Here is a 10905-nt window from a genome sequence, read left to right as displayed (position 1 = left end):
GTACCCCCGATCGCGGCGTTGAGGGTGATATCGCTCTGACCGTCTACGGTGAGGCCGTGGCTGCCGTCGATTGTGCCACTCAAGGTCAGACGACCTGCTCCTGTTGCTTCAATCCGAGAAGTTCCAGCCAGCGTAATTGGCTTTGAAATCTCGACGTCGTTTGGCGTGGTCAGTTGCAAGGTCGTTACACTATTGGCATTGCCCAAAGTCAGGGGCGCGCTGCCACCCGCGAGGTTGCTGGTTGAGGCGACCTGTAATGTCCCGCCCTGGAATGTGATTGCACCCAGGCCAGCATTATTGCCGAACAAGCCAAGCCGACCAACACCTGACTTTGTCAGCGATGCCGCGACTATGGCGCCGTTGATTTTGCTTTCACTGTCGAGTGTTAGTCCAAGTTGACCCGTTTCGCCAAGATCGATGGATCCGCTGTTCAAAGCTGTGGATCCAGTGTTCAAAGTTGAGGCGTTGACACTTAGATTGACGCCGTTCGTTACGCCGGCATCGCGGCTGATATTGCCTGTTACGACAACGGCGTCCTTTGAAATGAGGGCACTATCGCCACCAAGTTTGACGTTGCCATCGATAAGGATGGATGCAGCATTTCCAGCCTGAGCCGTGTCGCCGGTGTCGATCGTTCCGGCGAGTTTGACGCTGCCAGAGCCACTACTGTTGCTGTCGGATTGCAGCGCGACCGATAGTCCCGATTGCGCCGTGATGTTAACTCCGCTTGCGATTACCACATCGCCGGTGGCGCCAAGCGACAATTTTGTAAGAGGGACGGCGGTTTTGTTGTTGAACGCATAGATCGTCACATTTCCATCAGTAGTTGCGGCTGTTGGGTTTTGCGCGCGAAGCGCCACATTTGTTCTGCCATTGAGCCATGACCAGACCTGAGATGCCAGAATTTTAGTGTTGCCCGTCGACGTTGTTGTCGTACCTAGAACATCGATCGATGGGGAGGTGATGTTGATGTTGCCGGCCAGGCCGCTAGTGCCTTGGCCGCGCGCAGATGCCGTCATGGTTTGGTCGAGGCTATAAGCCTTGATATCAATCGTTCCGCCGTCGCCACCGGATGTTCCGCCATCGGCCTGCAACGTTCCCGCAATCTGCATGGAGGATTGCGAATTTCCGAGATTACCGAGCAGATTTATTTTGCCCCCAGTGCCAGTGCTTCCAGCATTTACTAATAGCTTGCTGCCTGAGGTTAGGTTGAGGCTATAAGCCTGAATATCAATCGTTCCACCGTTGCCGCCATTTGTTCCGCCATCGGCCTGCAACGTTCCTGCAATTTGCATGGAGGATTGAGAATTTGCGGGATTAGCGAACAGATTTATACTGCCCCCACTGCCAGTGCCAGTGCCTCCACCATTTGCCAACAACGTACTGGCTGCGTTAACATCTAGAGAGGAAGCGGTGAGGTTTATAGTACCGCCATTCACACCGGTACCACCGCTGGCATCAATTTTGCCGCCGACGGAAGAGCTGCCAACGGTTATCAGTCCATTTGTGCCTGCATCGAGGGTTATCACACCAGCAGTGTTGCTGACGGTCTGTGCCTGAACGATGCCCTTGTTATTAATGACGTTGCCGATAATGTCGACAGCGCTGCGTACCGTCATCAGGACCGTGCCGCCATCGGCTACAATTTTTCCGCCATTTGAGACACTGTTTGAGAAATTGGCGGTGGCTCCCACCGCGGTGGCTCCGGCCGGGTCGGCCACCAGGAATGACACCAGCCCATTACCGGCAAAATCAATAGTAAAGTCTCGGCCTCCACCCAGCGCGATCTTTCCCAAACTGGCGCTTATCAATGCCTCGCTGGTGTCACTTGAAGTGATGTTCGCGACAGTCCTGCCAGCAAGCACCGCATATCCCGATGGCACGTTGATCTGGCCATTATTGGTGAGAGCCGCGTTTGTTGCGTCAGAAAATACAAACTTACTTTTTGTGAGATCCATGAAGTCAGCATCACTGATGCTGGCCGTGGTAGCAAGGACCCCGGCGGCATTGACGCGGCCGGTCGAGCCTATGATCACGCCTTTTGGGTTGAGGATCCAGACTTGGCCAGTCGCAGTAACAGTGCCGTTAATTTCGAACGGTGCCGTTGTGGTCGCTGTGCTCCGGTTAAGCGTGATCGAAGTGGACCCAAGCGTATGAACAAAGTTTAAAGTCTCGTCGGCTGGCAACACGATTTCTGTCCAGTCGAGTACTGCTCGGGGTGTGGTCTGTGTAATCGTTAATGTTTTATTGTCGGTGCTGCGTGCGAATGTGGCGTTTCCGTTTCCGTTTTTGACCGTGAACGGGTCCTGAGCATTGGCGGTGGCCAGCGCAGACATGCCGACCGCTAAGGCCAGTGTCGTCCGAAAAGACAGCCGGCGAATAGCCGGATGGCATGTTCGACCATGATTGGCGGATCTAATGTTTGCGCTGATCATGACATCGTCTTTCAAAACTGCAAAATTGCGCCGAGAGTAAAGCGGCCGCCACTTTTGGTGCCGTCCGGTAGCGCATGGCGCGCCGAAGAGAACTGCGTGTCGATCGACAACCGGCCGAGCAGCGTGAAACGCGCTCCCGCCCCAAGCGAGGAAATGGTCGCGCGTTGTTTGGGCGTTGCCTCATAAGCGAGCGCAGTGGTTTGCGCCCAGTCGGCGAAAGCATAGACTTGGGTGCCCTCAATGAAGTTGGGCACCTGCACACCCGAAAGTGATGCAAACAGTTCACCAATTACCCCAACGCCGCGCTCGCCAGCCACCGTTGATGGATCATAGGCGCGCCCGATGCTGCGCCCGCCGAAGGAGATTTGCTCCCCCGATAGCAGGCGGTTGGCGGTATATTGGCCTTGCAATGTCATACTGGCGCCGATCGGGCCAAGGATCGGCTGATTGCGCTGGAATTGATAGGTCAGCCGCAGAAAATGTGGATTGAACCCCTGGACCGACGGCAAGGGCGCATCGGCACCGTTCGCACCGAATAGGCCAAGGCCGTGGAGCACGTTAACGCCAAATGTCATGTCGCCCGCCAGCCAACCGATCTGTCGCCACTGCAGGCCGAGGCTGGCAACTGTGCTCCGGTCGTCGTTAATCTCCGTGCCCAACGCCTTAACGAAGCTGCGGTTCAACGTCATCCCAGCATCAAGATAGATAGAATTAGCCCGGGACCGAAGCAATGGCACGCGCAGACTGGCGCTCAGCGAGCCCGATAGACTTTGTACATCAAGATCACGAATTAGCCCGCCCGGCGCTGCGTGCGCGACTAGCGCGCCGATACTGCCCACCATACCATTATTACCAAGCGGTGTTGCATACCGGGCACTCACTGCTTGAAGCTCGGCAAAGCCTTCACCGGACGAAGCCAGCGACAGATCAAGCGCGCCAGGTCTGCCAAAGGGCTGAAAGATCGTTGTGCCAAGCGAATAGTTAATTGGCCCCACGACATCGGAACCCGAATTATCCACCGCGGCAAAGGCAGTTCTTGGTGGCTTGACGGCTGTCAGCAAGATATCGCTACTGCCCAGCGTGCCCCCTGGACGCAGTACGCTGGTCACGGCCATACCTGGTGTGTCATTTAGCAGGAGCAGCCTTTGCTCAAGATCAAGGAAGCGCACCGGGCGCTGGCCGAGCACCGGGGTGATCAGTGCCTGAGTACGTTTCCGGCTGGCTTGGTTCGGTGCCTGGACAAAAGCGTTGGCTAAGAACCCTTCGACTACCTGTACTTCAAGGGTACCGTCTCGTACCTCTTGTGGAGCGATGAAAACCCGGGTCAGAAAAAAGCCATCGGCGCGATAGAGATTTTCAAGCTTATTGGCAGCCTCACGCAAGTCGCTCAAAACGATTTTCTTGCCTTCAAGCGAGGCAAAAATTGCGCGCCAACGCGCTTCCGGAAAATGAGTTGCACCAGTTACCTTAATGCGGGTGATCGAAAACTCGATTTCATCCACGGCTTTTGGGACGCTCGCCTTTTCAGGGTTCTGAATGCGCAATTGTAATGGCGTCTCTGGAAGGGGCAGAGGTTGGATCCGCTGACGCGAAATCTCGGCCTGTGGCGGTGGCCGGACGATTTGGGCGATAACAGGCGCAGCGTGCATCGCCATCAAGGTCGGTGCAACGTAAAATATAGGCATAACATAGGCCAAAGCTCGGAGTTTATTTGTCATCCATCACCACACGCGAGGACAGCAGCCCTAGTGCAATCCGATCCTGATGGAAACGGATGACGGGATCTTCTGGAAAATCCTTTGAAAGGCTCGCCAGACAATCGACAGCATTTGGATCGCTGGCTTCAAGTAAGGCATAGGCCCGGCGATAACCCGCTATTAGCTCGGGCGCATCGGTAGCGGCGACAGGCGTATATAGGCGCGTTGCCTCCACCTTGCCTTTAAGCACAATGTCGCCAATCGGTCGAAATTCGAGACCGGGGCATTGGTCGACGACCTGTTGCGTGCAACAGACGCGCGTACCGAAATATTTGTTGACGCCTTCAGTGCGTGCGGCGGTGTTGACGGTGTCGCCAAGCGCAGTGAAATCCATGCGCGATTTCGAACCAAAATTGCCGATGATTGATAGGCCGCTGTGGATGCCGATGCGGGTCACACCAAGAGGAATATCTCTAGCATTGCAGTCCTTTCGGAAGGCTTCGGCATAGGCATCGAGTTCGAGCGCGCAACGAATTCCACGCTCGGCATGATCGGCCTGCGGTATCGGAGCGTTGAAGATCGCCATGATAGCATCGCCGATGAATTTATCGATGGTGCCAGTATATTTCAGGATAATCTCGCATGCGCCGTCGAGATATTCATTTAGAACTTCGGAGAGTTCTTCGGCCTCCAATTTTTCAGACAATGTAGTAAAGCCAGCGATATCGGTGAAGATGAAGGTCGCGTCCCGCTTAGAACCTGACACTTCAACCGAGCTCGGATCGGCGATCAACTGGTCGACCACTGCCGGCGAGACATAGCGTGAAAATGTGCTCTGAATAAATTCGCGCTGTTTGCGTTCGCCGCGTCCAATAATCAGGTCCATCATCCACAAAGCGAGGAATAGCGACAGTGTCGGTCCGAATAGCGGCAACATTGGCAAACCTTTGCCAAAGCCCAAGATTGCGCCGACCCAATACACAATAGTGATTACGACGCTGATACCGACATTGAAGACGATGCCCATTCGCAACAGGCTTAACCCAGTGCCGATTAAGGCGAAAAGCGCCAATAGGCCAATGGTCCATGACACAGGTACCGTGGGCGGACGCCGCCCCTCCAAAATCTGGGTGATGCCGTGTGCCTGAACCATAACGCCTGGCATGTTGCCCCGATCGCCATCGTCAATTATGGAAAGCGGGGTTCTGTGGCGATCTGTGATCGATAGCACTGCGCCGATTAACACGATCTTGCCCTTGATCAGTTCGGGAGGCAAAAACTGCAGATAAGTTGCCGAAAAAGTCGGGAAAGGCGTGTTTTCGGCATCTGGCTGCGCACGCCAAGCGATGTCGACTGGAACCAGAGGTGCTTTTGCACCGCCCATTCCGGCCAATTTTCTTACAAATCCAGCTGGATGCTGAGGGGTGTCAACGCGCCGTCCATTAAGGACAGTGCCGCCGGGGTTGATGCGGCGGACTAACCCGTCAAACGGATCGGTCAGCAGATTTGCCTCCGCCCGCTTATCCTCCGGAATAAACGCCTCCATGTAGGCAAGCTGCTCGGCGTTGACGACATTAGGGGCCGAACTGAAGCTGAAGGCCAGCGGCGTGCTCGTCGCGCGGATGACCTTGCGAAGCCGCTCATCCTTGGCGGCTTCGGTGGGTTGATCGACGATGATGTCTACCCCGATTGCGGCTGCGCCCTTGTCTTCAAGTTGTTCGATCAAATCGGCAATAAGGCCCCTATCAACGGGCGATCGATACGAAAATGCGGCCAGCGTCGCCTCGTCGATGGCGATGACTACCACATCCGAAGATGGCGGCATGGCTGGCTGCATCGCTGCGACACGAATATCAGCGAGCTTTGTTTCCAGATTTGCCAGCGGCGCGATGAAGCGGACACTGCTGCCACTTAGAAAAGTAGCGGCAAATGCAATTGCGATCGCTGCCAAGACCTGCCGGGTTGCCTTGTTCATCTTTGTATCAACCCGGTGGGCGACACACTAAGGCCTGCCATCGGCGCGCTCTCGTCAAGATCTTTGCCGATCGCCCTTAGATATGCGTCAGCCTGCTGAACACATGCCTTTTCCAGCATCCAGGCGCTGACCACCAGAGGATCGTCTATATCACGCGGTATCATGTTGATACGGAGGGGATATTCCTGACCATCTGCACGGATTATGAAGGTTTTTAAATCGTCAAGCCCGACAATATCGGGGGGCGTCATGCGATCTGTAGACGCCTTCCATACATAATCTGCGCGCCACGAGCGATCAACGGGAAATACTGAAAAGGCCTGATCAGCGAAGCTCTCCGGACGCCACCAGACCGGCTTTTCGCCATCTTTTAGGCAGCGGTCGCCGCCGCGCGAGATGTCTATAAGCCAAGGATCTGGCAATGGCGCGGCACTGGCTCCGGACCGGACTGCCCCGACTGAGCTAGCACGATCTTTACGGGTAGCTATGAGTGCCGCCAACGCGACGCGTGGGTTTTGCACTGATCCAGCGTTACGGACGGCCGGACCAGAATAGGGACCACGCAATGTGGACATCCGGCCATCGGGTGCGACCAGAACTATTTTTTCGCCCTCGACGAGCTTAACCGTGCGAGTGCTATCGATGCGCATCCCGGGCTTTAGGCCTCCACCTCGCGCTTCAACGACGATCATCGGCATGGCGAGGGCGGGCCACGCAAGGACGAGCGCTAGCCCTGCAGCGAGCGCCTTCCAATTCATGCAGAGGCTCCTTCGTTAAGTGGAGATGAGGCACCGTCGCCGATCAGCACAAAGGCCGCCCAGAAGAATGGGTGAGCCGTGGCCGGGGTCTCTATTGCCTTAAGTTGCGCTTGGGCCAGGGCGATATCGATTGACAGTTCGGGGTTGGCGCCGACGGCCTTAAAGACATCGATCATCAAACGGGCAGTCGCCGCCGATGGCACCTGCCAATGACTGACTAGCAAACTGCGGGCGCCTGCATAGAAAAAGGCTTCTGCCAGCCCCGACAGGGTCTCGCCGCCTAGTTTTCCGCTGCCGTCCGAAGCGGTATTGCAGGCTGACAGCACTACGAGATCGGCGCGAAGTTCCAGTGTGGCGATCTCGCTGGCGTCAAGCAATCCGTCGGCGGAGCGCGTTGCCGCAATTGTAGTGGGCGGTGTGAGCACGAGCCCGGGTTCGGATTCGCATTTCAATTCGCCAGGCAAGACGCCGTGGGTGGCAAAGTACAATATGCGATAGTCCCAAAGGGACTTACTGCGCAGATTGGCTTCGGTTGCATTCGCAGCGAGCATAATTTCTGCGTCGGGTGCGTTGAGCGCTGCCGCGACCGCGGCGACCTCGCTGGCGGTTTCGGGCAATGGCACCAGCATGCGAAGTGTTTCGGGTGACGCCGGGCCATCCTTCCGGCAACTGCCTAACAGGCTCGAAAATCCAGCCCGCGCCGCTTTTGCACCTGTTGACCCCTTACTCTGCAGGGGACCGAGTAGTGGGTTGGCTACAGCCAGCAGCAGCTTGCTCGGCTTGCCGACAAGCTGCGTGGAACGCAGCGCGATGAAGCTGGCGATTGACGGGCTATGGGTGATAGAAAATTGGCGGGAAAGCCAAGCGGCGCTGCTATAGTTTTTAGTATTTGACGGCTCTGTGACAAGTAGGCCAAATGGTAGGCTCGCAAGAGCTCCCGTTGGCACAATAATCAGACGCTTTATTCCGCCGAGCTTCGGTACGACAGGACCAAGCAATTGGGAAAAAAGTTGGTGCGCGGTTTCCAGATCAAAATCAGCAACCGAGCTTCCCTCGATTTCAAGTCCGCGGCGCAAGCTTTTTACACTTGTGGCGATATCGCCTGCGCCAGCCGGCACTTCCGCAACGATCGTTCCATCACGCCGTATGAGATGAATAAATGATTTGTCCCTGCCAAGTAGGAATGAAACTAGGGCTTCATCGTCTTGCAGCCGGGAACGTACATCGTCAAGCTGCGGCAACTTTTCTTCTTTCAGAGCTTGATAGTCGGGAAATTGCGCGGCGATTTCTGCGCGAGATGCCGCGATGCGCGGCGCTTGGCTAGCGATCTGCGCAATGAGCGCGTCTTCGGTTTCGGGATTGCGGTCATCGGCCGCAAGGGCTTGCTGTTGGGCCAATTCACTTTGAATACGGGCTAACTCACGATTATCGTCCTCGACGCGCCGCAATAAGGCTGACAACTCAACAGAGCCTGACGAGAGCCGCGTGGCCGTTAAGGCAATTGTGCGGTCCCGGCCTGGCTTGCGGGCAAATTGAAAGGCGTCAAAAACTTCGGTAAACAAGCCCTGACGTTGCTTTTCGTCGGAGATGCCAGCGCTAAAATCGACTACTGCCGCTGCCAGCGGCATCAAGTCTTCATCGGTAAACGGCAAACTGTCTCGCGGAAGTCCGCGGGCGATCGTAAGCGCTTCGCGATAAGCAATGATGGCATTAGTATTCATGCCCTCTGATTGGTATGCGCGCGCCAGCGCCGTCCGCATACGCAGGGTTCCCGCGCCCTCCCCAAAGGCATTCTTGCGGATCGTGATCGCTGCGTTGAAGTAAGCTTCTGCAGCGGCCAGCCTACCATCGGAAAGGCTGGTCTCGCCAAGAATCCCCATTATATCGGCGCGCCACCAAACCGGCGTTGCAGGCGCTGCTGCCAGTGCCAGCAACGCCTGACTTGCAAGCACATTGGCGCTGGTTGTGTCGCCACTGCGCATCTGCACAAAAGCTTCAAGATTTAGGGCCATCGCCATTTCACCGCGAGCCGAGGCCGTGTCATCAGTGACTGGGCGAGCGTCGGTTATTGCCCGCCATTGCCCGACGGCATCGCCGGCTTCGGCGCGGGCTGCGACATAATCACCGCGCAATGCTGAAATATTGGCTCGGTAAGTTGCTAGGCGGGCTCGCTCGGTCGCACTTGGCGACCGTTCTATAATTGGCGCTGCGCGGCGCAGTAGGCCATCTGACTCGTCAAATCGGCCAAGATTTGCAACGACCATCGCCATGTCGAGAAAAAGTGCGTTGCTTACAGCGTCATCCTCGCCAAAAATGCGAATTTGAACTTCGAGCGCCCTGCGCAACGTCTGCTCGGCTTCGGCATAAGCAAAACGGCTGTTGGCAAGCCGAGCATCGGACCAGAGCTCGCGGATCAAAGCCTGATCGACTTGGCTTCCGATGACTATGGGCGCCGACCACAGAGCCCGGACTTCGGCGGCTAGAAGGGTGCGGCTTTCATCCTTTGGCAGGCCAAGTGCCGATAACAGGGCCGGATAGGCCGACGCAGGTCCTTGAACGACGTTCAACGTTCCACCGCCGATCTGAGCTAGAAGTAAGGTTGGCCAACCATCGGTCGAACTTCGGCACGGCAGGGCGAGAACAATTTCACCATCGCGCGGCAAGTATCGCTCTGGTTCGCAGTTCAATTGGGCATTGAGTAACATTTCTGCCTTTGCTGCACTAAAGGCGCGCTCAAGCTGCTGCTTGCCGGTATCTTTACTATTCTCGGAAAATAGTAGGCGTGCAAACCTGCCAACCACCAACTCTCCACACAGCAGCTGCCTGTCATCAACAAAGACACTGCTTTGCGATTGTTGGGCCGCTCCCTTAAGTTCGCATTTTTCTCCCGATAGCGTTTCCAACTCCGCGGTTGCATTCACCGCGAGCGCAGCAGAATTTACACACACGAGTAAGAATGCAGAGAAAAATAATCGAAAAAATATAAACATTTCACTTTCACGCAATCGATGAAAAATTCCTGAAATCAACTATTAACCTAACTACTTGAGTAACCACTTTCTGTAAAGAGTTGTAAAATAAAGGCACTAGCCGCTGCAAACAAAAAACCTCGATTTAGGCGTGCCTAATCGCTTAAGGCATGTAATCACTATGGCCAGGATTTCTTTAAGGCCATCGCACACGGCGTGTAGTTTGGAGTTCAGCCCCCATTGTACATCCGGTAGCCCATCGAAGACGACATTTTTTTGGGCTAGCAGCCGCTCCCCGCGCCTTGGGGTGCGTAGCATCAATCACCAACTGCTCTGCTCTGCTCTGCCTGGCTTTGGCGCCAGGCCCGCAAAGATCTTGTTCAACACGCCCATCCGGATCGATTATCTGCAAAAATTACGCAGGGGTAACATGCACGCCTGTCGCGAAGTAAAGGTCGAGATAATTTCGTCGCCGCCAAATGTTGCGAGCACTTTTATCTAATGTAGCCGCGGAGACCATTGCCGAACGGAGCTAACGAGAATTACTGGCTGGCCCCGCCAATCCTACGTTCCTGGAACACCAAGTATTTGGGCTTCTTTCAGTAACTTGCTTCGCGATTCTGGATTTGACGCGACCGACTTTGTAAGTGCTGCCTTTGCTTTTGCCGTTTCACCCAATGTCATGCGGCTACGCATCAGCATGATCCAACCGTCTACGTTTTTAGGATTGTTCGCAAGCTTGGTTTCCAGTCCTTCTACCATTGACGTCACCATTTGCTGTTGTTGGCCGGGTGGCAGCTTGGCCGCTTGCGCCATATCTGTTTTGCTCGGTCCAGGTATTGGTGCTGCCGCAATGCTTTTCAGGATACCCGATAAGTCGCCTGTCCGTTTCTTTTGTGTGCTTGCCAAGCTTTCCGTAACATCGATTTTGTGAATTTTTCCGACTTGCTCGATGGTTCGGATAAGGTCACTTTCCCAAGGAGCATCCTTCGGAGTGTCTTTCAATAACGCCAGCCAATCATTGATCGCGCCTTTGTGATCGCCATCCAAATCTTTACTGACGGCAAGAAA

Annotated in this window: 5 protein-coding genes and 1 pseudogene; all 6 read right to left on the bottom strand. The window is 55.3% G+C overall.

What is annotated here, in order from left to right:
* A partial coding sequence (locus tag Q0N43_RS11265) for a filamentous hemagglutinin N-terminal domain-containing protein (protein WP_295446400.1) occupies window positions 1-2336 on the bottom strand: 2336 nt, incomplete at its 3' end.
* Window positions 2337-2446: 110 nt separating this feature from the next.
* Window positions 2447-4153 carry a ShlB/FhaC/HecB family hemolysin secretion/activation protein gene (locus Q0N43_RS11260; protein WP_295446398.1) on the bottom strand — a complete coding sequence of 569 codons (1707 nt, stop codon included), beginning with the start codon at window positions 4151-4153 and terminating at the stop codon, window positions 2447-2449.
* Window positions 4143-6083 (bottom strand): adenylate/guanylate cyclase domain-containing protein, encoded by a 1941-nt coding sequence (locus tag Q0N43_RS11255; RefSeq protein ID WP_295446396.1) that lies wholly within the window; start codon window positions 6081-6083, stop codon window positions 4143-4145. Before Q0N43_RS11255 ends, Q0N43_RS11260 begins: the two co-directional genes overlap by 11 nt.
* 20 nt (window positions 6084-6103) lie before the next feature.
* Window positions 6104-6865 (bottom strand): hypothetical protein, encoded by a 762-nt coding sequence (locus Q0N43_RS11250; RefSeq protein WP_295446394.1) that lies wholly within the window; start codon window positions 6863-6865, stop codon window positions 6104-6106.
* The gene (locus Q0N43_RS11245) at window positions 6862-9666 is read right to left on the bottom strand and encodes a CHAT domain-containing protein (RefSeq protein WP_295446391.1); all 2805 of its coding nucleotides are present in this window, start codon (window positions 9664-9666) and stop codon (window positions 6862-6864) included. Before Q0N43_RS11245 ends, Q0N43_RS11250 begins: the two co-directional genes overlap by 4 nt.
* A 732-nt stretch (window positions 9667-10398) precedes the next feature.
* Window positions 10399-10905, bottom strand: a pseudogene (locus Q0N43_RS11240) (hypothetical protein); the annotation flags it as partial.

The sequence above is a fragment of the Sphingorhabdus sp. EL138 genome (genome assembly GCF_945882965.1).
Classification (GTDB): Bacteria; Pseudomonadota; Alphaproteobacteria; order Sphingomonadales; family Sphingomonadaceae; genus Sphingorhabdus_B.
Note: the sequence above shows the minus strand (reverse complement) of the source record. Positions and strands in the feature narration are given on the sequence as shown.

Excerpts from the sequence above, each read along its gene's own strand:
- Q0N43_RS11260 (WP_295446398.1), bottom strand. The coding sequence starts at position 4,153 with ATGACAAATAAACTCCGAGCTTTGGCCTATGTTATGCCTATATTTTAC.
- Q0N43_RS11250 (WP_295446394.1), bottom strand. The coding sequence starts at position 6,865 with ATGAATTGGAAGGCGCTCGCTGCAGGGCTAGCGCTCGTCCTTGCGTGG.